General features: G+C 62.4%; 27 protein-coding genes and 1 pseudogene. 25 read left to right on the top strand and 3 right to left on the bottom strand.

Annotation, left to right across the window (positions count from 1 at the left end; genetic code table 11):
• The first annotated feature begins 62 nt into the window (after positions 1–62).
• The 8 genes from DW2_RS10875 to DW2_RS10845 all read left to right on the top strand — a co-directional run bounded on the left by DW2_RS10875 (position 63) and on the right by DW2_RS10845 (position 9568).
• The gene (locus DW2_RS10875; RefSeq protein ID WP_038146403.1) at positions 63–368 is read left to right on the top strand and encodes a hypothetical protein; all 306 of its coding nucleotides are present in this window, start codon (positions 63–65) and stop codon (positions 366–368) included.
• Between the two features lie 417 nt (positions 369–785).
• Complete coding sequence (locus tag DW2_RS20065; protein ID WP_009450567.1) at positions 786–950, top strand: hypothetical protein; 165 nt, start codon at positions 786–788, stop codon at positions 948–950.
• 200 nt (positions 951–1150) lie between these two features.
• Entirely contained in the window at positions 1151–1699 is a 549-nt protein-coding gene (locus DW2_RS10870; RefSeq protein WP_038146716.1) for a hypothetical protein, read from the top strand.
• A gap of 65 nt (positions 1700–1764) precedes the next feature.
• Positions 1765–2181 carry a hypothetical protein gene (locus tag DW2_RS10865; RefSeq protein ID WP_038146402.1) on the top strand — a complete coding sequence of 139 codons (417 nt, stop codon included), beginning with the start codon at positions 1765–1767 and terminating at the stop codon, positions 2179–2181.
• Positions 2174–2818, top strand: a complete 645-nt coding sequence (locus DW2_RS10860; RefSeq protein WP_038146401.1) for a hypothetical protein — start codon at positions 2174–2176, stop codon at positions 2816–2818. Before DW2_RS10865 ends, DW2_RS10860 begins: the two co-directional genes overlap by 8 nt.
• Positions 2819–2976: 158 nt before the next feature.
• Entirely contained in the window at positions 2977–7299 is a 4323-nt protein-coding gene (locus DW2_RS10855) for a strawberry notch-like NTP hydrolase domain-containing protein (RefSeq protein ID WP_038146400.1), read from the top strand.
• Entirely contained in the window at positions 7299–8336 is a 1038-nt protein-coding gene (locus DW2_RS10850; RefSeq protein WP_038146397.1) for a DUF7146 domain-containing protein, read from the top strand. The genes DW2_RS10855 and DW2_RS10850 overlap by 1 nt, the downstream gene beginning before the upstream one ends.
• A 305-nt stretch (positions 8337–8641) precedes the next feature.
• A complete protein-coding gene (locus tag DW2_RS10845) occupies positions 8642–9568 on the top strand; it encodes a DUF2493 domain-containing protein (RefSeq protein WP_038146396.1) in 927 nt (308 codons plus the stop codon).
• Between the two features lie 23 nt (positions 9569–9591).
• On the opposite strand, the gene DW2_RS10840 is transcribed toward DW2_RS10845, so the two are convergent.
• Entirely contained in the window at positions 9592–10092 is a 501-nt protein-coding gene (locus DW2_RS10840) for a hypothetical protein (RefSeq protein ID WP_038146393.1), read from the bottom strand.
• A gap of 228 nt (positions 10093–10320) precedes the next feature.
• Between DW2_RS10840 and DW2_RS10835 the strand changes: the two genes are divergently transcribed.
• A complete protein-coding gene (locus DW2_RS10835; RefSeq protein WP_038146389.1) occupies positions 10321–10761 on the top strand; it encodes a hypothetical protein in 441 nt (146 codons plus the stop codon).
• A 569-nt stretch (positions 10762–11330) separates the two neighbouring features.
• On the top strand, positions 11331–11657 hold the full coding sequence (locus DW2_RS10830; RefSeq protein ID WP_038146388.1) for a DUF736 domain-containing protein: 327 nt from the start codon (positions 11331–11333) through the stop codon (positions 11655–11657).
• Between the two features lie 95 nt (positions 11658–11752).
• Here the strand turns inward: DW2_RS10830 and DW2_RS10825 are convergent, their stop codons facing one another.
• Positions 11753–12994 (bottom strand): type II toxin-antitoxin system HipA family toxin, encoded by a 1242-nt coding sequence (locus DW2_RS10825; protein ID WP_024899153.1) that lies wholly within the window; start codon positions 12992–12994, stop codon positions 11753–11755.
• Entirely contained in the window at positions 12972–13292 is a 321-nt protein-coding gene (locus tag DW2_RS10820) for a helix-turn-helix domain-containing protein (protein WP_009450556.1), read from the bottom strand. Before DW2_RS10820 ends, DW2_RS10825 begins: the two co-directional genes overlap by 23 nt.
• 319 nt (positions 13293–13611) lie before the next feature.
• Between DW2_RS10820 and DW2_RS10815 the strand changes: the two genes are divergently transcribed.
• The 15 genes and pseudogenes from DW2_RS10815 (at position 13612) to DW2_RS10750 (ending at position 24761) form a co-directional block, all read left to right on the top strand.
• Positions 13612–13878, top strand: a complete 267-nt coding sequence (locus tag DW2_RS10815; RefSeq protein ID WP_020818551.1) for a helix-turn-helix domain-containing protein — start codon at positions 13612–13614, stop codon at positions 13876–13878.
• Between the two features lie 60 nt (positions 13879–13938).
• Positions 13939–14214 (top strand): DNA -binding domain-containing protein, encoded by a 276-nt coding sequence (locus tag DW2_RS10810; RefSeq protein ID WP_020818552.1) that lies wholly within the window; start codon positions 13939–13941, stop codon positions 14212–14214.
• Between the two features lie 128 nt (positions 14215–14342).
• Positions 14343–14480: pseudogene (locus DW2_RS20390) on the top strand (transcriptional regulator domain-containing protein); the annotation flags it as partial.
• 19 nt (positions 14481–14499) lie between these two features.
• The gene (locus DW2_RS10800) at positions 14500–15108 is read left to right on the top strand and encodes a DUF2285 domain-containing protein (RefSeq protein ID WP_238321312.1); all 609 of its coding nucleotides are present in this window, start codon (positions 14500–14502) and stop codon (positions 15106–15108) included.
• A 136-nt stretch (positions 15109–15244) separates the two neighbouring features.
• Positions 15245–15526, top strand: a complete 282-nt coding sequence (locus tag DW2_RS19390) for a helix-turn-helix transcriptional regulator (protein ID WP_010336149.1) — start codon at positions 15245–15247, stop codon at positions 15524–15526.
• A gap of 115 nt (positions 15527–15641) precedes the next feature.
• Positions 15642–16691, top strand: coding sequence for a replication initiator protein A (locus DW2_RS10795; protein ID WP_038146360.1), 1050 nt, complete (start codon positions 15642–15644; stop codon positions 16689–16691).
• A complete protein-coding gene (parA, locus tag DW2_RS10790; protein ID WP_038146358.1) occupies positions 16688–17341 on the top strand; it encodes a ParA family partition ATPase in 654 nt (217 codons plus the stop codon). Before DW2_RS10795 ends, parA begins: the two co-directional genes overlap by 4 nt.
• Positions 17338–17592, top strand: a complete 255-nt coding sequence (locus DW2_RS10785) for a hypothetical protein (protein WP_038146356.1) — start codon at positions 17338–17340, stop codon at positions 17590–17592. The genes parA and DW2_RS10785 overlap by 4 nt, the downstream gene beginning before the upstream one ends.
• Positions 17589–18107, top strand: a complete 519-nt coding sequence (locus DW2_RS10780) for a DUF2840 domain-containing protein (RefSeq protein WP_038146355.1) — start codon at positions 17589–17591, stop codon at positions 18105–18107. The genes DW2_RS10785 and DW2_RS10780 overlap by 4 nt, the downstream gene beginning before the upstream one ends.
• Entirely contained in the window at positions 18104–18649 is a 546-nt protein-coding gene (locus tag DW2_RS10775) for a S26 family signal peptidase (RefSeq protein ID WP_038146346.1), read from the top strand. The genes DW2_RS10780 and DW2_RS10775 overlap by 4 nt, the downstream gene beginning before the upstream one ends.
• Before the next feature lie 35 nt (positions 18650–18684).
• Complete coding sequence (locus DW2_RS10770; RefSeq protein WP_038146343.1) at positions 18685–19020, top strand: DUF736 domain-containing protein; 336 nt, start codon at positions 18685–18687, stop codon at positions 19018–19020.
• Positions 19021–19024: 4 nt separating this feature from the next.
• A complete protein-coding gene (locus DW2_RS10765) occupies positions 19025–19735 on the top strand; it encodes a lytic transglycosylase domain-containing protein (RefSeq protein ID WP_038146338.1) in 711 nt (236 codons plus the stop codon).
• Between the two features lie 310 nt (positions 19736–20045).
• Positions 20046–22121 carry a relaxase/mobilization nuclease domain-containing protein gene (locus DW2_RS20350; protein ID WP_337588242.1) on the top strand — a complete coding sequence of 692 codons (2076 nt, stop codon included), beginning with the start codon at positions 20046–20048 and terminating at the stop codon, positions 22119–22121.
• A gap of 175 nt (positions 22122–22296) precedes the next feature.
• Complete coding sequence (locus DW2_RS10755) at positions 22297–24285, top strand: conjugal transfer protein TraG (RefSeq protein WP_038146330.1); 1989 nt, start codon at positions 22297–22299, stop codon at positions 24283–24285.
• A gap of 14 nt (positions 24286–24299) precedes the next feature.
• Positions 24300–24761, top strand: coding sequence for a ribbon-helix-helix domain-containing protein (locus tag DW2_RS10750; RefSeq protein ID WP_038146325.1), 462 nt, complete (start codon positions 24300–24302; stop codon positions 24759–24761).
• Positions 24762–24865 lie beyond the last annotated feature (104 nt).

Raw genomic sequence — 24865 nt, 5'->3', positions numbered from 1 at the left:
CACCCTCCGTTTCCGCAACTCGCCCGGTCCTTGTGATCGGGCTTTTTCATTGGAGCGCTTCCATGCCCGCCATCATCGACGTCGATCAAATCTTTCTTGAGGATCGCGAACATTCCCTATCGGAGCGCACCCTGCCCTGGGAGGAAAGCCGCGACGGCATGACCGTTGTTGTGGAGCCAAAGCCCCATTGGGCCGAAGACATGCGCGTCTTCCGGCTCGATGCCCGTGAATATTGCCGCTACGCCGAATGGACAGCTCATGGCGCTCGTGCCCGTTTCTTCGGTCATATCGACACCTCAGGCGATGATCTGATGATGAAGGCGCGCGCGATGATTGCCCGCGAGATTGCCGATGGGCTTTGGAGCTGAAGACCCGATCGCAGGGTGTTGGGCCGTGAAGGTGGGAGGTCTGCACCGGACGGGTCCAATCCGGCTTCACCATACAATCCGCCGTCCCCATCAGGGCAAGCGGCAGCCATCTCTGGCCTGAACGGAACACGATCCTGATGCCAGCATGGTGGCAAGGCTGGCGCGGCAGAGCATCTGCGACGGGTATCCGGCATCCTGTCAGATGCGAAAAACCACCCCCGCTTCCATTCGCAAACCTTGGTCCGATCCGTCTCTTTGACATTCAACCCCGAAGGGGTCGGCTTACGCGCGCGTGCCGCCCTCGGGGATTCGGAAAAAGTCCGAACGCCCGAGGGTGATTGCAGATCCGGTCAGACACTTCGGGCGCCTGTCGCGCGGGGGATGGTCCCCCGCCTCCAAAGACAGGAGCCGGAACCCATGTCCTATGCAGATGCCACCGCCTTCGCCGCCAGCCTTGCCGCCACGCTGATGGTTTCGATTGTCGTGTTTCAGGCCGGAGACGGCACCCACGCCGCTTGCCCCGCCGCCGAGTTCGACGGCGACGACGACATGGTGAAGCTGGAGCTGGACCCGTGGGAGTAAGGCGCGAAAGCGCCTCATCCCCGACGGCCCGAGCGCGGAGACCCGCGCTTCGGGCCTTCATTGCCTCAAGATGGCCCCCCATCGTCGGCAGCGGAACCGGGAACAAGCCCGGTCAGAGAGGAAGAGTGCGGGCCGTTCGGCCGTGACGGGTTGATGGCTGGAGAGAGAGGCTTTTCGGCGCCCGTCATGGAGTGATGCCGATGACCTTTGCCCGTTCCGAAACCTTCCGTTCCATCGGTCAGATTCTGGCTGCCGATGTTCTGCCCGCGCTTTATCGGTCGCAAAAGCTGCCGTTGCGCATCTCATGCCTCGGCGCGGCCAGCTATGACGCCAGTGACGCGGCGAACAGCTTTGACCGCGTGATCCCGCTTGGGGAATGCCCATCACTGGACGAGGCCATACAGACCGCAGCCTTGCGCGTGGCGCGCGGTAATATTTGCACGGGGCCGGACAGCTTCCCGTTTTTTCAGCCGCGCATCATGCTCATTCAGGACCGAGATCAGCGCCTGGTCCTCGCCGGCGAAATCCGCGCCGGCATTATCCTCTGGCAACAGCCAGTCGCGTCCGATGCCGAGGCACGCAGGATCGTGACCGAGGCCAGCCGCCTGCGCGGTATGGCGTTCCGGGCTTCGGACCCCGGCGATGCGAGACGGCTGCGTTACCGCGCCGCTGCGCTGGAGGCCCGATTGGTCGATCCCTTCTGGCGCGAAACCTCGGCCGATCTGCTCCGCCTGCCGCAGGCCGCCTGAGCTTCACCCATTCCATCCCATTCGGCTCGGCCATACGCCGGGCCATGTCATGTCCGGAGACCGTCATGGCCGATTATTACACGCACTTTTCCTGCCTGCTTGACGTGGGCACCCCCGAAAACGCCGCCCGCGCGCTTGATCTCTACAACGCTCTGGCGGATGACAATGCCGTTGAGGATCCGCCTTCAGATGGCTTCCTGCTTTCCATCCAGCCAGAACATGGCAGCACGCAACTCTGGATGCGCGATGATGTCACCGGCGATCCCGAGCATGTCGTTCAGTTTGTCAAACGCTGCGCTGCCGAATTTGGCCTCAGCGGATTATGGGGTTTCCAGTACGCAAACAGCTGCTCGAAACCGCGTATCGACGGATTTGGTGGCGGGGCGCATGTCCTCGATCTTGCCACCGGCGAAACGGTGGACTGGATCTATACCGACGGCTGGCTTTCCACCGTGCTGGAGGGAGGCGATCCCTATGCCTGAGATCATCGAAACCACCGTCTATCGTCTCGATGAGCTGTCCGATGCAGCGAAGGACAAGGCCCGCGCCTGGTATCGCGAAGGCGGCTTCGATTATGACTGGTACGATGCCGTCTACGAGGATTTCCAGCGCATCACGGAAATCCTCGGATTGAAGCTCAAGACCCGTGCCGTCCGGTTGATGGGCGGCGGCACACGGCAGGAACCCTGCATCTGGTTCCGCGGCTTCTGTTCACAAGGTGACGGTGCCTGCTTTGAATCCTGGTACTCCTACCAGAAACATGGGCCGCGCCGGATCAGAGAATACGCCCCGCAGGACACCGAACTGCACCGCATCGCCGATGCCCTTCAGGCGATCCAGCGCCGCAATTTCTATCAGCTTCGCACCGATGCCAGCCATCGCGGCCATTATTATCACGAATACTGCATGTCGATCACGGTCGAGCGCGACAGCCCGACCTGGCAGGACATGACCGCTGATGCCGAGGAGGCGGTCATCGAGGCGCTGCGCGATCTGGCCCGCTGGCTCTACCGCCAGCTTGAGCGCGAGTATGATTATCTGTCCTCGGACGAGGCTGTCGATGAAACCATTGCCGCCAATGAATACACCTTCACCGCAGCTGGTCGCCGCTTCGGATGATCCCGAGAAGACACTGACAAGCGCCCCACCGTCCGGTCGGGGCGCTTTTTTTTAGCTGCGCTTTGAGAGTCAGAGGCGGGCCGGAAGGGGTTAAGTCCGGGCGGTCGAGAGAGAGCGCTGTTCGGACCTGTCCTTTTCGCTCTCCTGAGGTTCCAGACATGAACATGGTGTTCCCCGTGACCGATCCGGTCACGCCAATGGCGGCTGCGCCCGCCATTCTGGCTGCGGCCAATCATCTGCTCCCCCATCTCGAACGCGGTCAGCGCGTCGATGCTGCCATCCTGCGCGGTGTGATGGAAACGGCCTTCGGCGCATCTGACGCTACCGGCGTCTGGGACTGGAAGCTTGCCTATGAGGCCTGCGAGGTCGCCACGGTCCTCTTCCTGCGCAAATACGGAAAGGCGCTTTTCCGTAAAGCCGCGTCTCCGGCTGCACGGATTTCCGTGCTGGCAAAGGTCGCGGGGCTGCTGCCCACGCAGACCCGACGTTCCGAGGAAAGCCAGAACTTCCAGCAATTTTCGACGCCGATCCCGCTCGGCCTTACCGCTCTGACGGCTGCCGCGATTACGCCCGATGACAGGGTGCTGGAACCATCGGCGGGCACCGGCCTTCTGGCGATCTTGGCGCAGACCATCGGCGGCTCGCTGATCCTCAACGAACTGGCCGAGACCCGGGCCGATCTGCTTGCCCAGATCTTTCCGGCTTTTGCCGTCACCCGCTTCGACGCCGCCCAGATCGATGATCATCTGGCTCCGGATGCTGTCCCCTCCGTGGTGCTGATGAACCCGCCATTCTCGGTCATGGCCAATGTCAGCGGGCGTGTCGCGGATGCGGCCTATCGCCATGTTGCCGCGGCACTGGCCCGTCTTGCTCCCGGCGGTCGGTTGGTGACGATCACCGGCGCTGGCTTTGGCCCCGAAGCTCCGGCATGGCGGGACGCCTTCATCCGCTTGCAGGCCCGTGGCCGCGTGGTGTTCAGCGCTGCCGTCGATGGTGCGGTCTATGCAAAGCACGGCACCACGATCGACACGCGGCTGACCGTTATCGACAAACTGCCCGCCGACGATCCCGCCAGTTTGCCGGCTTCGCCGGGGATCGCGCCTGATGTTGCCACGCTGATCGGATGGATCGAGGAACAGGTTCCGCCGCGCCTGCCAGTGTCATTGCCGAAGATCGTGGTTTCCGCTTCGGCCACCGCGCCGAAGACCGTGCGGGGCTATCTCGCTCGCTCGGCGGCTACGCGATCTGTCGCTGCTTCGGCCAATGATCCTGATGGCGTCGAACTCGCCTATGAGACCGTGGACTGGACGCCACCGGAAGGCGCTCGCCTGTCCGACGCGATCTATGAGGAATATGCGCTGCAATCGCTGCGTATCGCTGGTGCACAGCCGCATCCGACCAAGCTGGTGCAATCCGCCGCCATGGCCTCGGTCGCACCGCCCAAGCCTTCCTACCAGCCCATGCTGCCGCCCGACATCTGCGCGCGTCTGTCGGACGCCCAGCTTGAAACGGTGATCTATGCCGGTGAAGCCCACGCCGATCATCTCGCCGGCGCCTGGACCGTGGACGAGCATTTCGACAATGTGAGCGCCGCGCCCGAGGATGCTGCCGGATCGATCCGCTTTCGCCGGGGCTTCATGCTCGGTGATGGAACCGGCGCTGGCAAGGGTCGCCAGTCCGCCGCCATCATTCTCGACAACTGGCTGCGAGGGCGCCGCAAGGCGATCTGGATCTCCAAATCCGACAAGCTGATCGAGGACGCGCAACGCGACTGGTCGGCGCTCGGCATGGAGCGGCTGCTTGTCACACCTCTGTCACGCTTCCCGCAGGGCAAGCCGATCACGCTATCGGAAGGCATCCTGTTTACCACCTATGCCACGCTGCGCTCCGATGACCGGGGCGAGAAGGTTTCCCGCGTCAAGCAGATCGTCGAATGGTTGGGGTCCGATTTCGATGGAGCCATTATCTTCGACGAGAGCCATTCCATGCAGAATGCCGGTGGCGGAAAAGGTGAACGCGGTGATGTCGCCGCCTCGCAGCAGGGACGTGCGGGCCTGCGGCTTCAGCACGCGCTGCCCGACGCCCGCGTCGTCTATGTCTCGGCGACTGGCGCCACCACCGTCCACAATCTCGCCTATGCTCAGCGCCTCGGCCTCTGGGGCGGTGAGGACTTTCCGTTCCAGACCCGCGCCGAGTTCGTCGAGGCGATCGAATCCGGTGGCGTTGCGGCCATGGAGGTCCTGGCCCGCGACCTGCGATCTCTCGGCCTCTATACCGCCCGCTCACTCTCCTATGATGGCGTCGAATATGAACTGATCGAGCATCAGCTCACGGACGAACAGCGGCACATCTACGACTCATATGCTGCCGCCTTCGCTGTCATTCATGGGAACCTGGACGCGGCGATGGAAGCCGCCAACATCACCGGCAGCGAGGGGACGCTGAACCGGCAGGCCAAATCCGCCGCCCGTTCGGCCTTTGAAAGCACCAAGCAGCGCTTCTTTGGCCATCTGCTGACCTCCATGAAAACCCCGACCCTGATCCGGTCCATTGATGCCGATCTTGAAGCGGGCCATGCGGCCGTCATCCAGATCGTCTCGACCGGCGAAGCGCTGATGGAACGGCGGCTATCCGAGATCCCCACCGAGGAATGGAATGATATTTCCGTCGATGTCACTCCGAGGGAATATGTCGGCTCGTATTTGCAGCATTCCTTTCCGGTGCAGCTCTATGAACCTTTCAGCGATGGCGAGGGCAACCTGTCGTCACGCCCCGTCTTCCGCGATGGTCAGCCGGTGGAATGCCGCGAAGCGGTGGCGCGGCGCGACGAGATGCTGGAGCAGCTGGGTTCGCTTCCGCCTGTCCCCGGTGCGCTCGACCAGATCGTGCAGCGCTTCGGCACGGATATTGTGGCGGAGGTCACGGGCCGCTCACGCCGGATCGTGCGCAAGGGTATTGGAGCAGCGGCCCACCTAGCCGTCGAGAACCGTGCGCCTTCTGCCAATCTTGCCGAGACTTCGGCCTTCATGGATGATCAGAAGCGCATTCTGGTCTTCTCGGATGCCGGTGGCACGGGGCGCAGCTATCACGCCGAACTCTCGGCGCGAAACCAGCGGCTGCGCGTGCATTACCTGCTGGAGCCAGGCTGGAAGGCAGATGCCGCCATTCAGGGGCTGGGCCGCACCAACCGGACCAATCAGGCGCAGCCGCCGCTCTTCCGCCCCATCGCTACGGATGTCAAAGCCGAGAAGCGCTTCCTCTCGACCATCGCCCGCCGTCTCGACACGCTGGGCGCGATCACGCGCGGCCAGCGCCAGACCGGCGGTCAGGGGCTGTTCCGTCCGGAGGATAATCTGGAATCCGCCTATGCCCGCGACGCGCTGCGCCAGCTCTATCTGCTGATCGTGCGCGGCAAGGTCGAGGGCTGCTCGCTCGAACGGTTTGAATCCGCCACCGGCCTGAAGCTGATGGACAGCACCGGTGTGAAGGACGAACTGCCGCCGATCACCACCTTCCTCAACCGCCTGCTGGCGCTGACCATCGAATTGCAGGGCATCCTGTTCTCGGCCTTCGAGCAGCTTCTGCAGGCACGGATCGACGGAGCAATCGCATCCGGCACCTATGACATGGGGCTGGAGACGCTGAAGGCCGAAAGCTTCATCGTCACAGACCGGCAGGTCATCCACACCCATCCGGGCACCGGCGCGGAAACCCGGCTCCTGACGCTCACCGAGCGCAAACGCAATCAGCCGGTTACGCTCAATGCCGCCCTGGCGGAACTGGATGATCCCCGCGCAAGATTGCTCATCAACGAGCGATCCGGTCGCGCTGCCGTTCAGGTCCCGACCACCAGCGTCATGCTGGATGATGGTGAGATCGAAAGGCGCGTGCGGCTGATCCGGCCGATGGAAGCGATGAACATTCCGGTGCGGGCGATGGGCGAGACCCATTGGATCGAGGCTGACCGTGCCGCCTTCACCACAGCCTGGAAGGCGGAACTGGCCCAGGTGCCGGAGTTCACCGACAGCATCCTGCATATGGTGTCAGGGCTGCTTCTGCCGATCTGGAAACGCCTGCCGCAGGACTCCGCCCGCGTCTATCGGCTCCAGACCGACGAGGGCGAACGCATCATCGGTCGCCGGGTATCGCCGGCCTGGGCCGCCAATGCTTCGACCAGTGGCGTCACCAACAACCTGACACCGGATGCCGCCTATGCCGCGCTGATCGAAGGTCGCACGATCCTTGATCTCGCCGAAGGGCTGAAACTGCGCCGCGTCCGCGTCATGGGCGCCAACCGGATCGAACTGACCGGCTTTACTGATGCGATGCGTGACCGGCTGCGAGCCTATGGCCTCTTCAGTGAGATCATCTCGTGGAAACTGCGCTTCTTCGTGCCCGTCGATGCAACGGGGCCGGAGATCATCGGCAAACTGCTTGACCGCTTCCCGGTTGAGCGCATCGGTGAGCGGGAGGCCGCATAATGGCGCGTCTCAACGCTTCCGAACTGGCGCAGCGTCTCGGCCGACAGGCCGAGGCGGTGTGCCGCCACTATCTCTCCAATGGCCGCAAACAGGGCAATTACTGGCAGGTTGGCGATGTCCGAAACACGGCTGGCCGCTCCATGTTCGTCCGGTTGCACGACAGCGTGAAAGGCATTGCCGGTAAATGGCAGGACTCGGCCACGGGGGAATATGGCGATCTGCTGGACGTGATCCGGGACTCGCTCGGTCTGATCGATTTCACAGACGTTGCCGAAGAAGCCCGGCGCTTCCTCAGCCTGCCGCATCCTGAACCGCAGCCGCCATCCCGTCAGTCCCGCCCGCCAGCACCATCGGGATCATCGGAGGCCGCACGCCGACTCTGGCGCATGACACAGCCGCTGATCGGCAGTACCGCAGAAGCGTATTTACGCGGATGCGGGATGACGGATATACGCCAAACCGCAAATCTGCGTTTCCATCCCAACTGCTACTGGCGGCCCGAGGACGATGCCCCGACGCAAGCCTGGCCCGCCATGATCGCCGCCGTCACCGACTTCGATGGCAGGATCACCGGCGCGCACCGCACCTGGCTGGCCCCGGACGGTTCCGGCAAGGCACCTGTCGATCCGCCAAGGAAGGCAATGGGCGACCTGCTCGGACATGCGGTTCGTTTCGGTGATGCGCACGATGTCATGGCAGCAGGGGAAGGTATCGAAACCATCCTGTCACTGCGTCAGGCTCTGCCCACCATGCCGATGGTTTCCGCACTCTCGGCCGGACATCTCGCCGCTATTCTGTTCCCGCCACAACTGCGCAGGCTCTATATCGTCCGTGATAACGATCCGGCAGGGAACAGCGCCCGCGATAGCCTGGTGGACCGGGCGCACGAGGTCGGAATCGAGACCATCACGCTCTCGCCCATGATGGGGGACTTCAACGAAGATCTCGTAACTCATGGGCTGGATGCCGTTCGAGCAGAGATCCGGGTGCAAATCGCCCCCGAGGACGTCAGCCGCTTCATGGCTTCAATAGCATAGCCGGTATGGGGCCGTGATCGGGGACGTTCCGATCCGGTCATGCGCGCAGGCTGCCTGTCATCAGAAGAGGACCGCGCCTTGGCCTTCCGAGAGGGCGATCGGCCCACAAACGCTCCGGTCAGGCAATGGCGGCGCCCGACTGATTTCCGTCGGCGGGCAAGCCCGCCTTTACAGCGCGAAACAAATCAGTCGGGCTTTGCCATCAAGGCCCTCGCCAGAGGCTCGTGCTGCCAGACCGGAGTGCCCGTGGGCGTGTCTCGCCATGAAGGCCGCGACGGTCGCGGTCCAACTGACGGAAGCATCCCATGTACGCACACGACGATTTCGAACCCGATCACAGCACGTCCCCGACCGGCCATGCCATCGAAGAACTCGAACTCTACGGCTACCGCCCCTCCGAAGACGAGGCCGATCCCCGGATCACACCCGAAGATCACGTCATCCAGGGGGCAGTCTCCGACATCTTCGACGCCCTGATTTCCACCATGGCCGACACCAGCCTCGATTTCGACCTCGACGAAATCCTCTGGTCCACCGTCAACACCTTCCACCGCGCTGTCGAACGGATCGAGCGCAAGCTTGACGATAACGAGCAGACGCAGAAACGCCTTCAACGCGAACAGGACGGCAGCGAGGTTAAATCCGTCCAGTTGGAAACCCTGATCGGCGCGGGACAAAGCCTGATCGAGCGCCGTGACAGCATGGAAATCTTCCGCGAGACTGCCGCGGACATCTATCTGCGCACCACCGGAACGCCCTGGTCGCAACGCTCCGGTTCACGGGTCAACCATCGCCAGATGACCTCGGCCATGATCGACAGCCGCGACTTCATCGCCGCCAAACGCCGGGCCGACAACGAGGTGCTGTTGCCCGCCGGGCCAAAGATCGCCTTCTCGGGCGGAGACACGACTGATCACCGGACGATCTGGGCCAAGCTCGATCAGGTCCATGCCAAGCACCCGGACATGGTTCTGATGCACGGTGGATCGCCCAAGGGCGCGGAATGCATCGCGGCCACCTGGGCCAGCAATCGCAAAGTCGCGCAGGTCGCCTTCAAACCTGACTGGGCTAAACATGCCAAGGCGGCGCCGTTCAAGCGCAACGACCAGATGCTCGGCATCATGCCGATCGGGGTCATCATCTTCCCCGGCACGGGCATTCAGGACAATCTGGCCGACAAGGCTCGCAAGATGGGTATCCCGGTTTATCGCTTCGGGACCGGCAGCGCGTGAGCGCTGCCTGTTCAGCATAAGCACTACTGCAATAGCGCCAGGTCGTCCCAACGAATTCGGACATAACGGCCTGAGCGCTTTGGCAATTGCTTGCGGCTGACCATTCGCCCGGAGACCTGGAATTCCGCATTAATTTTGACCACGAGCAGCTTGCTGAAATGCCTTGATGTATCCACCATCACCACGTCTTTGCTCTTGAAAGGAGTGATGGTTTTGATCTCGACATGATCATTTTCGAGCTTGCCGTCCGAACCTTGCGCGTAGGTCTTGTTCAACTTGATGCCGTAGGTGATGGCACCGAACAGCTCACCGATGTCGCCATACACCGATAAATGCAGGCCCGTCTCCAGATGGTAGCTCTCGGCGAGTGAGATCAGGTCCTCAAAATACGGGATCATTGATCGGATGGCGTTTGGATACTTCGCTCCCCATTCCTTGTGACGAAGCTGTTCGTCAATGTCTGACCATGTCACCCATTCGCCGTCATCATAAAATGCCCGATCTGACCAATCGACTTCTGCCATAGCTTTAACCCGCATCCTTCCGCCCAACGATATGGTCATCGTAGAGGTGCAGCAGATACTGGTCCACCAGACGCATAAGCTTTCTCATTCAAACTGCGAGTTTTCGGACAGGCCTGGCCTCGAAAGCCATCGCTTCTCGCGCGGTGAGAGGAATGCTGCTATGCTGTGATTGCGCCATGGTGGTGGTGGAAGGCGCAACCGTCCAACCTTTTGCACGGAGACACCACCATGATCGTTCTCGGAATCCTCGTTTCCATCGCAGCCATCGGCACCATGTGCTGGCTGCTGTTCAATCTCGCCGTATTCGCTTTGCCGTTCTTTATTGGCCTGAATGCAGGCGCCTTGGCCTATGATACTGGGGCTGGCTGGCTCGGCGGCATCGTCGTTGGTCTTCTCGCCGCCGGTCTGACGCTGGCTGTTGGTCAGGGCCTGCTCATGCTGATCCGCCCGATGTGGGCGCGTCTGCTGATTGCTCTGGCCTTCGTCGCTCCGGCGGGAATGGCCGGATTTTACGCCACGCTCGGTATTGTCAAGCACATGATGCCCTCGGAGATATGGCAACTCATCTTCTCGGTGATCGGAGCGGTTGCGGTGGGCGTGACGGCGTTCCTGCGCGTTGCGGGCATGGCGGCAACCGACCACGCGGACGGCGGCTTTGCACGAACCTGAACCGCAATGATCCGTTGATGGCGACCAGAAGCGGATGCTGATCGTCTTCCGTCTTCGTCAGGAAAATGGTGACAGACAGCGGCCAATCACCGGATCAACCTGGGGCACAGACGCGGCCCATAGGAGCGCAGGACGGTCGGCACCAGCGCGTGCAGACTGACGGGAACCCGCGGGTGGTGGCATGCCGGTGGAACAGGCCGGAAGCAGAGATGCGCATGATCTGAGACGCAGGGTGACAGGAAAGGCCGGTGTTGCCGGTCAGGTCATCCTGATGGAGCCTCAAGGTTGCCACATCTCCGTTCAGCCCCCGTGTCTCGACCACTCCAAACGGCCTCTTCAATGGCCTGATCTGGCCGAAGAGCAGCGCGATGCGCTTCGACCGCTTTAGCGCAACAGCGTCGTCACAACTTTCTTCCCCTGACGGCAGAGCCGCCATTCCGCGCGGAACAAGAAAGTTCCTCCTGTGCTGTCCAGCCCCCGAGGGGGTGCGCCAGCGTTCGTCTCCGGCCGGTCGATCGCCATAGAGGCCGCAATGGTGCGGGCTCGGAAACGGAAAACGGAGACTTAAAATGGCAACCATCGGCACCTTCAAGAAGACCGGCTCGAACGAATTCACCGGCGACATCGTCACCCTCAGCGTCCAGGCCAAGGGCGTGCGCATCATCCCCGACCTGCGCGCTACCGGCGAAAACGCCCCCAGCCACCGGGTTCTGGTCGGCCGCGCCGAGATCGGCGCCGCCTGGTCCAAGCGCTCCAACGAGGGCCGCGACTATCTCGGCCTCAAGCTGGACGATCCGAGCTTCAACGCTCCGATCTACGCCAACCTCTTCGATGACGAAGAAGGCGAAACCTTCTCCCTCATCTGGTCCCGCCCCAACGGTCGCCGCGGCGACTAAGGCGCGGCACAAAGGCCCCGACCGCAAGGTCGGGGCCTTTCTCATGTCCGCGGGAAAGTCGTCACGCCACCGCGCCCTGTCGTGTCTGGCACGGATCAGGCGCTTAGGATCGGGATGATGGTTTTGACATGGGCGTCGATGCGCTCCAGCACGGGCGGCGGGACCACTTCGCGCTCCGGCAGTGTCCACCATTTCGTATCAATGCGTTTCACCGTCTCGACAACGGCCTTGAGCACGGCTGGCTCGGGAAGCCTTGCCCGATTGGCAAACGTCTTCCAGCGGGCCGGGGCCAAGCCCTTGAAGGCCCGCTCGCCGCCCAGAGACAGCGCCAGCCCATCTGCCGGAATATAGGGCACGGTCGAAAGCATGTCGTAGATCGGTGCTAGAGCGGGCGTGTCGCCGTCGCCCGGATAGATCAGCGACCAGTTCTTGAGGTGCATGTCGCCATTGCCCATGACCACCGAGAAGGTCAGCCGCCGGACAAACTCCAGCGCGGCGAACGGCGAGATCGCAACATTCAGCACAGAGGCGATGTCGTGGGAGGCGGCGCCATCATATTTGCGCGCCGGGTACAGGCCGAAAACCTGCGCGAAATCCTCGATATGGATGCGCTGCCCGTCTGCCCCGCGATCAAAACGCCGCACGAGCAGGACAAGCCCCTCGGCAAGTGTTTCAAACTCTTCGGGAATGCCCTCGAACTGGTCTCGGCTGACCAGTTCCCGCTCGGGCACATTCATGCCGATGGCTTCGGCAAGCGCGAGGTTCGCGAACTCGTTCTCCGACACGCCCGGAAAGGCGGTCGAGGGGAATTTCGCAATATATTGGCCCTCGTCATCCCCGAGCGGCAAGGTCAGCCCGCCGCCCTTGCCGGTGTTCTTCATCACCGAGAGCTTCATCTGCACGCCTGCCAGCGAGAAGCGGGCCTTGGGCCGTCCTTGGGTTGGCGCCGCCCCGATGCCGGGTTGACCGTCACTGGGCAGCACCCGAACGGCCCCCGGCAAATCCGCACCAAGGGTGGCCAGGAGATCGAAATCATTCCCCGACCGCACATTACCCGCATGGTGCTTTTCCATCGCCTCGCGCAGCCGGTCTTCGGGCAGCAGGTTGGCAAAGAAGGGCGGCAGGCTGCCTGCGACGGGTCGCGGATCCTTGCGCAAGCCCCCTGATGCCGCGCGAAGGGATAGGCTCAGAACCGGATGGCCTCCAGTCGCGCGATAGGCCGGATCAAGGCTGAAGGCGTTGAAATCACCCGGCGTCCTGACGATCGTGCCAACCTTCGCACTGTTCAGGAACACGTCCAGCGCGGTGATGGTCTCAGCGGTACGGACGGCTGTCATCGTCGCTCTCCGGTTGCGGGCTGAAGGCCGGATGATCATCCTCGGCCTCGGGGCGCAAAAGCGCCTCGATGGCGGGCACCATTGCCTGCGGGACCAGCATCATTTCCAGCCCAAGCGCCCTGGCAATGTTGATCAATGTCGTGGTGCGCGCAGCCGCCGCCCCCGTCTCGATGTCGCGGTAGCGCGGGCGCGAAATGCCCGCAAGATCGGCCACCTGCTCCTGCGTCAACCCCGCTGCAAGACGCGCGCGGCGAAAATGGTCGCCGATCAGCCTCAGTGTTTCTTCTTCCGCCTTCATGTGATGCCTTTACGGATCATTTTTGCTGCACTGATCTGGATGGGTACCATATCCAGCGCAAAACGCAAAGAAAATGATCTCCAAACATATCGCTATCATTTCCCATGGAGCGTTTAGGGATCATTCTGCGCTGGTCGGCGTTACGGCCAGCACAAGTGCTGCAATTGCGGCATACAGGCGAATCAGTCGGGCTGCATGCTCAGCCGTGCAGATAACGCCCTGACCAGATTCGACGATTTCGTATGGCGTATCGGGCGAAGACGACTAAAATAGCCGTAGTTCTGGAATGCGCGCCGGTCGCGATGGGAGGTGATCATGCATGATCACCGCTCGACAGTCGCGGGCCGCACGCGCGTTGCTGGGTTGGACGCAGGAGACGCTCGCTGACAAGGCCCGAATATCGCTGACTGCCCTGAAACGCCTTGAGTCCGAGAACCGGCTCGAGGTGTATGAGACAACGCGGGATCAGGTGCGCCGGGCGCTTGAAGCAGCAGGGATTGTTCTCCTGTCCACGGATCGCGGGCAAGGAGTGTTGCTGGTACATGGCCAAGACGAGAAGAGACACCGACAGATCCATGACGCCTGACGGGCGCGGGCGGAATCATCGATCCGCTGCGGCGGCCTGTGCTCTGTGGCGACCCGCGACATGACATCTCCGCTTCCCCCCTTCGACGATATTGCACCTGTTAGCGACGAGCTGACCGAATATGACCGCGCGCATATCAAGCTCTATATGCGGCTGCTCGATGCCGCCGATGATGGGGCGGAATGGGCCGAAGCCGTCAATGTGCTGTTCGGAATTGATCCTGTTCGGGAACCGGAACGCGCCCGGCAGGTCCATGACAGCCATCTGGGACGGGCGCGCTGGATGACACAGAGCGGCTATCGTCAGCTGCTGCGTCATCCGACAGATCGGACCTGACCTCGCCGCCGTCGCACCAGTGATGCCTTCAGAGCATCACCCCATGTCTTTGTTCTGGCTTCCATCTCGGTAGAGGCACCGCAATTCTTTCACGCTCCACCTGTGCAGTTTCAACCAGGAGCGGAGCAATGAAGCCGGATACATCCCGCTGGCGAGACCAGGACCAGTATGAATTCTACGATGCGCTGCCCGTTGAGGGCGTCGCCTGGGAATGCCTGCGCCGTAACGCGTCCTATCAGGCCTGTTTCGATGACCTTGTAGCGCAAGGCGCCGGGCATCTTCCCCTTGCGGATCACGTCCAACATCGCTGGGGGTTGCGATTTCCCGGCAGACCCCGGCTTTTCCGCGCTCGACCAACCGGTCATCTGGTCGCCTGTTGCCAATCCGGACATGCTGATGCTCGGGGCAGCGCCCGATTTTCTTCCGCCTTCTCCGTCCGCCTTATCGGTCGATCTTGCTGATGCCATCTGCGGACCAGAGGGGACATATGGTGTCTGTGATGCCAGAGACGGCGTTCAATATCTGACCCTCACCGGCACCGATGCCAATTCGCAGCCGGCGATCATCCTGCCACTTGACGAAAATCTGCCGGATCGGCTCGAAGCCATTCTCAGGCTCTGGCACATGCTGGCCGGGAAACCCGCGCGCCGCGACCCCAGGATGACGCCGTATCAGCGCCGGCGGTTTCGCCTGATGATGCAAGCTGCCGACGGAAACGCCAACCACGCGACCTATCGTGAGTTTGCCATCGCCATCTACGGAGAGGCGCGCGTTCGCGCTGAGCCGTGGAAGACATCGGCTTTGCGCGCCTCTGTCATCGCCCTTGTCCGATCTGCCGCCGCGCTGATCGACGGCGGTTATCAGGACCTTTTGCGCCATCGTCGCAAACCCTGACACTGACGTCTGATCGAGGGTGAGGATTCTACCCCTTCGATCTTCCTCATCCCCCATGCCGCCGCGCCTTCGCCACCGTGCGCATGTCATGCCGTTGATCGTCAGCGGCATCCTGCACAACCACGGAGGCCACCCCATGCGACCTGATCTCGCCGCCTTGCCGCCACGCTACCTGCGCACCAAGGAAGCCGCCGATTTCCTCAGTCTGTCCGCGCGCACGCTGGAAAAGCACAGAACCTACGGAACGGGACCTGCCTATCACAAGCTCGGCGGCCGCGTTGTCTATTCGGTCGAGGATCTCGCAGCCTGGGTTGCGCGCGGATCGGTTACCTCCACGTCGGACCCACGCGGACAGGTTCTCCCGGCGAAACCTCTACCGCCGACCGCATTCACCTCGCCCAAGCGCATTACGCGCTGAACACGGCGGTCAGCCCTCTATGGCAGCGCAGCACCCATCCGCCTCGGAACGCGGGCAACTCGATCTGTTTCGGGCGCTTCCCGGTGAACTCGCGCCACGAGACGCGCAGGATCTCATGGCCTATCCTTTCTTTTCCCTTTCCAAATCGCACCGTATCCGCCCGATTGACTTTGCCTTGGGCAACGTCTCGATCCGTGTCGAAGCTGTTCCCGATCACGGTATGGCGACGATCTGGGACGCCGATATACTGATCTGGGCGGCCAGCCAGATCGTGGAAGCGCGGGACGCCGGTCTGCGCACGTCGCGCCTGATGGCGGCAACGCCTTATGAAATCCTGACATTCACAGGGCGCGGAACCTCCCTGAGGGACTATCAGCGTCTGAAGGCGGCGCTGGACCGGCTGCAATCGACCACGGTTGCAACCTCGATCCGCCAGCGCGCGAATGGACGGCGACATCGTTTTTCGTGGATCAACGAATGGCACGAGCTGACCGATGCCAATGGCCGCCCGGACGGCATCGAGATGATCGTGCCTGACTGGTTCTACAGTGCGGTTCTGGATGACGCCCTGATCCTCACCATCGACCGGGCCTATTTCAATCTGACCGGCGGGTTGGATCGCTGGCTCTATCGCCTGGTGCGCAAGCATGGTGGGCGGCAGAAAAACGGTTGGCGGTTCGACTTCCGTCACCTGCACCAGAAATCGGGCAGTCTGTCGCCGTTCAAGCGCTTCGCCTTCGAGCTGCGCGACATTATCCGCCGCCAGCCACTGCCCGGCTACACCCTGTTCGCCGAGGTCGAAACCGGCGGCCGGATGCTGCTCGCTTTCGAGCCTGTCCCGGCCTGTGGAAAACCTGTGGATAGTCTCGTGCTATCGGGAACCCGGACTATCGTGCCATCAGGAACCGGAGGCTCGTGCTATCGGGAACCCAAACACCTCCTATCCTTCGGTAACAAAAGCGAAAATCGCGCCCTTAACTTAGAGTCTAACACAGAATCTAACTTTGAAGAGCGGCGGCGCGATGTGGAAAAGCTCATCGCGAAGGCTGGTGCGGCCCTCAGATCGGGTGCCCATAAAGGCAAGCTGACACCCCCAAAGCAAGGATCGCCCGCGTCAACAAGCACGCCTGAACTTCCTCTCGGCAAACCGGGAGGACGGCGATGATTGTCGCGCTCCTCAATCAGAAAGGCGGCGTGGGCAAGACGACGCTGGCGCTGCATCTCGCCGGAGCTTGGGCCGCGGAAGGCAAGCGCGTCATCCTGATCGATGCCGACCCGCAAGGCTCCGCACTCGACTGGTCGGAGCGGCGCAGCCATGAAGGGCTGCCAAGGCTGTTCACCGTCATCGGACTTGCCCGCGATACCCTGCACAGGGAGGCGCCGGAACTGGCGCGTGACGCGGATCATGTCGTCATTGATGGTCCGCCCCGTGTCGCTGGTCTGATGCGCTCTGCGCTGCTTGCAGCTGATCTGGTGCTGATCCCGGTGCAGCCATCCCCCTTTGACGGCTGGGCATCAGCCGAAATGCTGGCGCTTCTGAGCGAAGCACGCATCTATCGTCCCGAGCTTGCCGCCCGCTTTCTGCTGAACCAATGTGGGGCGCGCACAGTCATCGCCCGCGAAACGGCCCAAACACTGGCGGACCAAGATCCGCCGTTGCTGGCCACAACGGTCGGCCAGCGTGTCGCCTTTGCAGACGCCGCACAGACCGGACGGCTGGTCTCCGAAACCGATGGCGGCGAACGGGCCGCACAGGAGGTCACAGCGCTGGTGGCCGAGATCGATGGCCTCGGTATCAGGAAGATCGTGCCATGACACGTCTGCCCGTCAAATCCGGCTTCGCATCGCGTCCGGGCAATCCCGATAGCTGGGTCAGAGCCGCCGATGCGCCGGCAACACACAAGACGGCGGCGGAGGCGTTCACCGCCCGTCTGACCATCGACATCACGCCCGAACTGCGCGGGCGCATCAAGGTTACCGCTTTCCGGCGCGGCGTCACCGTCGCCGTGATGCTGCGCGAGCTGCTGGCTCGCGAGTTTCCACCCACCGAAGGAGATCAGCCATGACCGGCAAAACCGCGCGCGCTGCGCATGAACACCCGCTGGCGAACGGGCCTGCCCCGTTCACCACAATGGTCGAACTGACCTTCCAGAAGAAGAAGGTCGAGCGCTGGATACGCTTCGGCCGCAAGAGCTTTGAGCAGATCATCGACCGCCGCCGCAGTCTGATCGGTTTTGCGCCCGAAAGCATCTTCGCCTTCGTCCGCTGGGCCTCCAACGATTACGGCACCATCGTTTCGCGGCTCGACATCCTGCGCGCCGCCGGGCGTGGCGAACCGTACCAGACCGTGCCCTTCGTTCGTCCCGGCGGCGCGATTTTGCTGCGTATCGATGGCTGGCCGAAGGTCCAGCGGGTGCTGGCCCTGATTGATGCCGTGGACGCGCTTGGCGTCGATCCGGCGGATGTTGCGCCGGACCATTGGCGGCACGTCCACAACCATTTGAGTGCCGGTCAGGAACCCAATCCCTACACCCCGGAGCGCCATGCCGCATGGGTCAGCCGCGAGAGAATCGCGCCATGAGCCGCCGTCATATACTCGCCGTGTCCATGCTGGCCGTCGGTACGCTTGTCGCCACGGCGGTTGCCGATCAGCCAACCCGGCTGATCTGGAATGCAACCGCCAGCGCGCCCATCGGCTTCTACATAGTTGCTCCCGCCGATGCGCTCGAAGTTCCCGAACTCGTCGTCATCGCGCCGCCCGAACCGCTGCAGCGGTTCATGGTCGAGCGCGGCTATATCGGGCGGGGCGTGCCGCTGCTGAAGCGCGTCCTCGGCTTGCCGGGACAGCGCGTCTGCCGCAGCGGTGCGACGATCACCGTCGATAACGTCGAGATGGGCGATGCGCTGGAGCACGACCGCATGGGCCGCGATCTGCCGGTCTGGCAGGGCTGCCGCATCATCCGCGACGGCGAACTCTTCCTCATGAATTGGGACATCCGGGACAGCCTCGACGGCCGTTACTTCGGACCTGTTCCCGCCAGTTCCGTCATCGGCCGGGCGCTCCCGCTCTGGACCGATGAGGAAGGCGATGGCCGCTACGAATGGCGGGCGGCCACGCATTGAACCCACGCCAAATCCACCAACACAGGAGACACACCATGCCACAGATCGGTCAATTCGCGCGTGACGCATCCGGCTTCGCCGGTCAGCTCGTCACGCTCACCATGAAGCGTGATCTCGTCATCGTGCCCGCTGAACATTCCGATGCGGAGAATGCGCCGGACTATCGCGTCCATTACATTGAACATGACGGGCCGGAGGTCGGCGCTGCATGGAAACGCACCGGCGAAAAGGCTGGCGAATATCTCTCGGTGCTGCTCGACGATCCCGCCTTGCCGCAGCCGATCCGCGCCAATCTGTTCCGCGATGACGACACCGGCTCGTCATGGTCACTGCACTGGAGCCGCCCGCGGCCCCGCGAAGATCGGGACTGAGATCATGCGATCCCTCGCCCTTCTTCTCTTCACGGCCCTTCTGTCGGCTGGCAGCGGCTCGATGCCGGCCATGGCGCAGGTCACGCCGCAACCCGCGCCTGTTACCGCGCATCCCCATGCTGCTTTCATTGCAGAGGCGTCACAGCGTTTCAGCATTCCAGAGCAGTGGATTCGGGCCGTGCTGCGTGTGGAAAGCGCGGGCGATGTGCGCGCCATTTCATCGGCAGGCGCGATGGGACTGATGCAGGTCATGCCCGATACCTGGGCGGGCCTGCGCAGCCGCCATGGCCTCGGGCGCGATCCTTACGATCCGCGTGACAACATCCTCGCAGGTACGGCGTATCTGCGGGAGATGTGGGACCGCTATGGCAATGTCGCGGCCATGCTTGCCGCCTACAATGCCGGTCCCGGTCGCTATGACGAGCATCTGGCGACAGGTCGCACTTTGCCCGCAGAAACACGCGCCTATGTCGCCACGCTCGCACCTGTTCTCGGCAGTGCGACTGCGCCTGATGTGCCGACGATCGTGCCGCCGCCGCCACCGGATTGGCGCGAAGCCCCGCTCTTCGTTGCGCAATCCGGCGGCATTTCAGCGGCGGTTAATCAGCCATCGAGCGACATCCACGCAACCGCTTCTCTGCGCGATCCCGCCGTTCAGGAGCCGCAGGACAGCGGCATATTCGTGGCCCTTGCGAGCGATGGCGACAAGCCATGAGCATGGCGTTTACGCGCTCGTTCGGTCCATTTCCGGTGTGCAGTCAGGCTTGGGTGCGCCTGGCAGCATTCCCGGCAGGAAGGGCAAAAAGGGAAGGAAAGGCGGAGGGCAAGATAAAGGAAACCGGCACCCTGTCGGGGCGGTTTCTGGGCAAGCCCTTGTCTGCACACTGTTTTGGGACGCGGCGCACGGCACCATGCTTTTGGGCCTCGCGTGCCGCGATATGGCGCAAAGCCATGGCGTTGCTGGGTTTTGACCGGCACTCTAACCGAATATCGGCCGATTTTCCGCCGTCACGGCTTCGGATACGATGATGAGTGGCGACGACGAGAACCGCTTTCTCCCGAAGCCTGGCCGCATCAGGTCGGACGTGCCGAAGGCGGGCAAGGCGAAGAGCTTTCTGACGCAGGCAAAGAAGCTGGCGCGTCAGCATAGCAACCGCCCCGGCAGATCATCATCATTCGCATCACGGACCTACTCGTCGCCTTCATCTGGTTCGGCTGGAAAGAGTGGGAAGGCATCGCGGGCCGGCAAAGGTCCGGGCGTCAAGCGTGGCCGTGGTGCGGCCTTTGTCCGCGTCCGAACGCTGTCGGGCGGCTGGCGGCACAGTGCGGCCGGCGTGCGCCGCGTCGTCGTCAAGACCCGTTATGCCCAGAGCGCGTGGAAGAATGGCAAAGGGGCTGCCCATCTGCGCTACATCCAGCGCGACGGCACCTCGCGCGATGGCGAACGTGGCCAGCTCTATTCGGCGACCGAGGACCGCGCTGATGGAGATGCCTTCCTTGATCGCGGCAAGGATGATCGCCACCAGTTCCGCTTCATCGTCTCGCCCGAGGATGCCGCCGATCTTTCCGATCTCACCGACCACACCCGCGATCTGATGAGCCGCATCGAGGCCGACCTTGGCACGAAACTCGATTGGGTGGCGGTCAATCACCACAATACCGGCCATCCCCATGTCCATGTCATTGTTCGGGGGAAGGACGATCTGGGCGAGAACCTGGTTATCAATGGCGACTATCTCGCCAATGGTATTCGTGAGCGGGCGAGCGAACTGACCACGCTGGAACTCGGCCCCGTGACCGAGATCGAGCAGAGCCGCAAGCTGTCTGCCGAAATCGATCAGGACCGCTTCACGCGCATCGACCGCGCCATGACCGAGGAAGCCGAAGAAAGGTTCCTCGATCTGCGCCACGAACCGGCAGATGCACGCCGCCAGTTCAACCGCACACTTCGCCTGCGCCGTCTCGCCAAGCTGGAAAAGATGGGGCTGGCTACGGAACATGCACCCGGCGTCTGGGAGCTTGGCGCGAAGATGGAACCGGCGCTGCGTGAACTCGGTGAGCGCGGTGACATCATCCGCAACATGCACAAGGCGCTGAAGGCCGATGGGCAGGAACGTGATCCGATGACCTTCCAGCTTCACGATGCCGCACCCGCGGCGCCCATCACCGGCCGCGTCGTGGACAAATATCCCACCGACGAGATGGGCGAGAACCTGACGCTCGTGGTGGACGGCATCGACGGGCGAACACACCATCTTCCCGGCATTGATCCGGCCCGCGTCGAAGATGCCCGGATCGGCAGCATCGTGGAAGTCGGTCCCGCCGATACAGCACAACGTCCCTCTGATCGCACCATCGCTGCGATCTCGGAAAATGGTATCTACCGACCGAGCCGCCACCTCGAACAGGCGAAGTTCGAGGGACGTGTGCCGGGTGGCGATTATGAGGGCTATGTCGATGCCCATGTCCGGCGATTGGAATCGCTACGCCGGGCCGGGATTGCCGAGCGGATCGACGCCGACCAGTGGCACATCCCCGAAGACTTCGAGAGCCGCGCCACCGCCTATGATGCCGGTCGCAACCGGCAGGCCAGCATCCGTGTCGTCTCGACCTTCGATCTGGAAAAGCAGATTGGGTCCGATGGCGCGACCTGGCTCGACCGGCGATTGGTCACACTGGACGCCTCGGACCTTACCCCGGCAGGGTTCGGCCAGCAGGTGCGCGAGGCTATGGACCAGCGGCGTGAACACCATATCGCACAGGGCGATGCCACGCGGCAGCAGAATGGACGCATCCTCTATCGGCGCAACCTGCTCGCCAATCTGCGAGAAAGGGAAGTGGCCCGCGTCGGTGCGGAAATGGCCAGCAGCAAAGGCTTGCCGTTCCGGGCGGCTGCCGATGGCGAAAATATCAGCGACAAGTTCACCGGGACCGCACATCTATCGAGCGGCAAGTTCGCCATTGTCGAAAAGAGCCACGAGTTCACTCTTGTCCCATGGCGGCCAGTGATCGACCGCCAGCTCGGCCGCGAGATTGCGGGCATCGTGCAGGGTGGATCGGTATCGTGGCAAATGGGGCGAACACGAGGGCTCGGGATTTGAGCCTTTGCCGATCTGGCACCTCGCAAATTGTTCTGTCGACATCGGCATCTGAAAGGGCCTGTCCGATGTGCCGCCGATAGTATCCGGCAACACGGCACCCCTGCTTTTCCTATTGCCGCTTTCGAAAACGTCTATTCTTTGATCGGCTCCGACTCTCTTGCCGATTGGAGCCTGTATGCGTGGTGGCCGAATACTCTGGGGCCAGATCATTGTCGTATTCACCATTGTCCTGGTGATGGTCTGGACTTCGACACAATGGGTGGCCTTCCGCCTTGGCTTTCAGCCCCAGCTCGGCAATCCATGGTTCGATGTTGCGGGATGGCCGGTCTATTATCCTCCGGCCTTCTTCTGGTGGTGGTTTTCCTATGACGCCTATGCGCCCGGTATTTTCACCGAGGGCGCGTTCATCGCCACGTCCGGGGCGTTGTTCGCTATCGCCGCCGCTTTTTTCATGTCGATCATCCGGGCGCGCGAGGCGCGCAACGTCGCCACCTACGGTTCGGCGCGATGGGCCGAAGACAAGGAAATCCATGCTGCCGGACTGCTCGGTCCCGATGGCGTGGTCCTTGGCAGGCACAGCAAGGACTATCTCCGGCACGACGGCCCCGAGCATGTCCTTTGTTTCGCGCCCACCCGATCAGGCAAAGGCGTCGGTCTCGTTGTGCCGACGCTGCTGACCTGGCCGGGAAGTTGCATCGTGCACGACATCAAGGGTGAGAACTGGAATCTGACGGCCGGCTTCCGGTCCCATCACGGCCGCGTCCTGCTGTTCGATCCGACCAATGTGCATTCCGCAGCTTACAACCCGCTGCTGGAAGTCCGTCAGGGGGAGTGGGAAGTCCGCGATGTCCAGAACATCGCGGATATTCTGGTCGATCCCGAGGGCAGTCTCGACAAGCGCAACCACTGGGAAAAGACCAGCCATTCGCTACTGGTCGGCGCCATCCTGCATGTACTCTATGCCGAGAAGGACAAGACGCTGGCCGGCGTCGCGAGTTTTCTGTCCGATCCCCGCCGTCCGGTCGAGGCAACCTTGCGCGCCATGATGGACACACCGCATCTGGGCGAAGCCGGTGTGCATCCCGTCATCGCTTCGTCGGCACGCGAGCTGTTGAACAAATCCGAGAACGAACGCTCCGGTGTGCTGTCCACGGCGATGTCCTTTCTCGGCCTCTACCGAGATCCGGTCGTGGCCCGCGTGACGGCCCGCTGCGACTGGCGCATTGCTGATCTGGTCGGAGCAAAAAAAACCGTCAGCCTCTACCTCGTCGTACCGCCCTCGGACATCAACCGGACCAAACCGCTGATCCGTCTGATCCTCAATCAGGTCGGGCGGCGGCTGACCGAGGAGCTGGAAACCACCGAAAAACGCCACCGTCTCCTGTTGATGCTGGACGAGTTCCCCGCGCTCGGGCGGCTTGATTTCTTTGAATCGGCGCTCGCCTTCATGGCCGGCTACGGCCTCAAAGCGTTCCTGATCGCGCAGTCGCTCAACCAGATCGAGCGGGCCTATGGACAGAACAACGCCATTCTCGACAACTGCCATGTGCGTGTCGCCTTTGCTGCCAATGATGAACGCACCGCCAAACGGATCAGTGATGCGCTCGGCACGGCGACAGAAATGCGCGATTCCACCAACTATGCCGGTCATCGCCTCGCGCCATGGCTCGGGCATCTCATGGTTTCACGGCAGGAAACGGCGCGGCCACTCCTGACGCCCGGCGAAATCATGCAGCTTCCGCCAACCGACGAGATCGTCATGGTGGCGGGCGTGCCGCCGATCCGCGCGGCTAAGGCGCGCTATTACGCCGATACGCGGTTTCAGGAACGGGTGTTGCCGCCGCCCGATCTGCGCAAGCCGTCGGTGAAGATGGTAACATCGGCGCCAGACGACTGGACGAGCCGTGTTGTTGCGGCCGCGGCCGGCCACGGCCCCACGTCGAACACGTCCGACGACGATCCTGCCAATGCCGGTATCCGTCGTGAGCCGGAGCTTCCCGAGCATGAGGAAATCATCCCGCCACCACCGCCGCCATCGCAGGAGTTTGATTTTCTCGATGATGAGCCCGACGTCGATGCCGCCAAAGCCCGCGCCATGCGTCAGCGGATGCGCATGGTCGCGCGGCAGGCGTCACTCGACCCAAATGACGGCATCGAGCTTTGAGAAGGAAGACAGGCATGACGAGTCGCACCCGCATGAATGTCTACTTCTCCTCGGATCTGCTGAAGCAGGTCGAGGGTCTGGCGCTGCGTCGCAATGTTTCAAAATCCGCAGTGATCGAGGCTGCGGTCGCATCCTTCCTGTCCGGTGACACGACCGAACGGCTAGAAGCCGCAATGTCGCGACGCCTGGATAAGCTTGGCCGCCAGTTCGATATGCTGGACGAAGATGTCGCCATCCTCGGCGAGACGCTTTCGCTGTTCGTACAATTCTGGCTCACCATGACGCCGCCGCTGTCAGATAGCGCGAAACAATCGGCGCGCATCAAGGGCAACGAGCGCTTCGAAGGCTTCATGCAGACGCTGGGCAAGCGCCTGGCTTCCGGCGACAGGTTCCTGAAAGAGTTGTCGCGGGATATGGATTCGCTTCCCGATCTTTCGTCGCAAGGCCAGTCTGAAGCCGATGGAAACCAGCCCTGAACGTTCGATCCATCCGATTTGCCGCCGTCAGCCGCCGATGCTGCGCACACCGGGGTCATCCGGTCACCGATTCCGATAATATCCGGTCGGTCATTCCGATTTAA

Source organism: Thioclava atlantica (genome assembly GCF_000737065.1).
Lineage (GTDB): Bacteria > Pseudomonadota > Alphaproteobacteria > Rhodobacterales > Rhodobacteraceae > Thioclava > Thioclava atlantica.
This window is presented reverse-complemented; position numbering and strand designations above follow the sequence as displayed.

What these genes read in the sequence shown, in the direction of transcription:
- DW2_RS10795 (WP_038146360.1), top strand. Translation starts at nt 15,642, where the DNA reads ATGGCCTATCCTTTCTTTTCCCTTTCCAAATCGCACCGTATCCGCCCG.
- DW2_RS10810 (WP_020818552.1), top strand. Translation starts at nt 13,939, where the DNA reads ATGACATCTCCGCTTCCCCCCTTCGACGATATTGCACCTGTTAGCGAC.
- DW2_RS10785 (WP_038146356.1), top strand. Translation starts at nt 17,338, where the DNA reads ATGACACGTCTGCCCGTCAAATCCGGCTTCGCATCGCGTCCGGGCAAT.
- DW2_RS10850 (WP_038146397.1), top strand. Translation starts at nt 7,299, where the DNA reads ATGGCGCGTCTCAACGCTTCCGAACTGGCGCAGCGTCTCGGCCGACAG.
- DW2_RS10865 (WP_038146402.1), top strand. Translation starts at nt 1,765, where the DNA reads ATGGCCGATTATTACACGCACTTTTCCTGCCTGCTTGACGTGGGCACC.
- DW2_RS10765 (WP_038146338.1), top strand. Translation starts at nt 19,025, where the DNA reads ATGCGATCCCTCGCCCTTCTTCTCTTCACGGCCCTTCTGTCGGCTGGC.
- DW2_RS10845 (WP_038146396.1), top strand. Translation starts at nt 8,642, where the DNA reads ATGTACGCACACGACGATTTCGAACCCGATCACAGCACGTCCCCGACC.
- DW2_RS19390 (WP_010336149.1), top strand. Translation starts at nt 15,245, where the DNA reads ATGCGACCTGATCTCGCCGCCTTGCCGCCACGCTACCTGCGCACCAAG.
- DW2_RS10825 (WP_024899153.1), bottom strand. Translation starts at nt 12,994, where the DNA reads ATGACAGCCGTCCGTACCGCTGAGACCATCACCGCGCTGGACGTGTTC.
- DW2_RS10860 (WP_038146401.1), top strand. Translation starts at nt 2,174, where the DNA reads ATGCCTGAGATCATCGAAACCACCGTCTATCGTCTCGATGAGCTGTCC.
- DW2_RS10830 (WP_038146388.1), top strand. Translation starts at nt 11,331, where the DNA reads ATGGCAACCATCGGCACCTTCAAGAAGACCGGCTCGAACGAATTCACC.
- DW2_RS10840 (WP_038146393.1), bottom strand. Translation starts at nt 10,092, where the DNA reads ATGGCAGAAGTCGATTGGTCAGATCGGGCATTTTATGATGACGGCGAA.
- DW2_RS10820 (WP_009450556.1), bottom strand. Translation starts at nt 13,292, where the DNA reads ATGAAGGCGGAAGAAGAAACACTGAGGCTGATCGGCGACCATTTTCGC.
- DW2_RS10870 (WP_038146716.1), top strand. Translation starts at nt 1,151, where the DNA reads ATGACCTTTGCCCGTTCCGAAACCTTCCGTTCCATCGGTCAGATTCTG.
- DW2_RS10770 (WP_038146343.1), top strand. Translation starts at nt 18,685, where the DNA reads ATGCCACAGATCGGTCAATTCGCGCGTGACGCATCCGGCTTCGCCGGT.
- DW2_RS10750 (WP_038146325.1), top strand. Translation starts at nt 24,300, where the DNA reads ATGACGAGTCGCACCCGCATGAATGTCTACTTCTCCTCGGATCTGCTG.
- DW2_RS10755 (WP_038146330.1), top strand. Translation starts at nt 22,297, where the DNA reads ATGCGTGGTGGCCGAATACTCTGGGGCCAGATCATTGTCGTATTCACC.
- DW2_RS20065 (WP_009450567.1), top strand. Translation starts at nt 786, where the DNA reads ATGTCCTATGCAGATGCCACCGCCTTCGCCGCCAGCCTTGCCGCCACG.
- DW2_RS10875 (WP_038146403.1), top strand. Translation starts at nt 63, where the DNA reads ATGCCCGCCATCATCGACGTCGATCAAATCTTTCTTGAGGATCGCGAA.
- DW2_RS10855 (WP_038146400.1), top strand. Translation starts at nt 2,977, where the DNA reads ATGAACATGGTGTTCCCCGTGACCGATCCGGTCACGCCAATGGCGGCT.
- parA (WP_038146358.1), top strand. Translation starts at nt 16,688, where the DNA reads ATGATTGTCGCGCTCCTCAATCAGAAAGGCGGCGTGGGCAAGACGACG.
- DW2_RS10775 (WP_038146346.1), top strand. Translation starts at nt 18,104, where the DNA reads ATGAGCCGCCGTCATATACTCGCCGTGTCCATGCTGGCCGTCGGTACG.
- DW2_RS10780 (WP_038146355.1), top strand. Translation starts at nt 17,589, where the DNA reads ATGACCGGCAAAACCGCGCGCGCTGCGCATGAACACCCGCTGGCGAAC.
- DW2_RS10815 (WP_020818551.1), top strand. Translation starts at nt 13,612, where the DNA reads ATGATCACCGCTCGACAGTCGCGGGCCGCACGCGCGTTGCTGGGTTGG.
- DW2_RS20350 (WP_337588242.1), top strand. Translation starts at nt 20,046, where the DNA reads ATGATGAGTGGCGACGACGAGAACCGCTTTCTCCCGAAGCCTGGCCGC.
- DW2_RS10835 (WP_038146389.1), top strand. Translation starts at nt 10,321, where the DNA reads ATGATCGTTCTCGGAATCCTCGTTTCCATCGCAGCCATCGGCACCATG.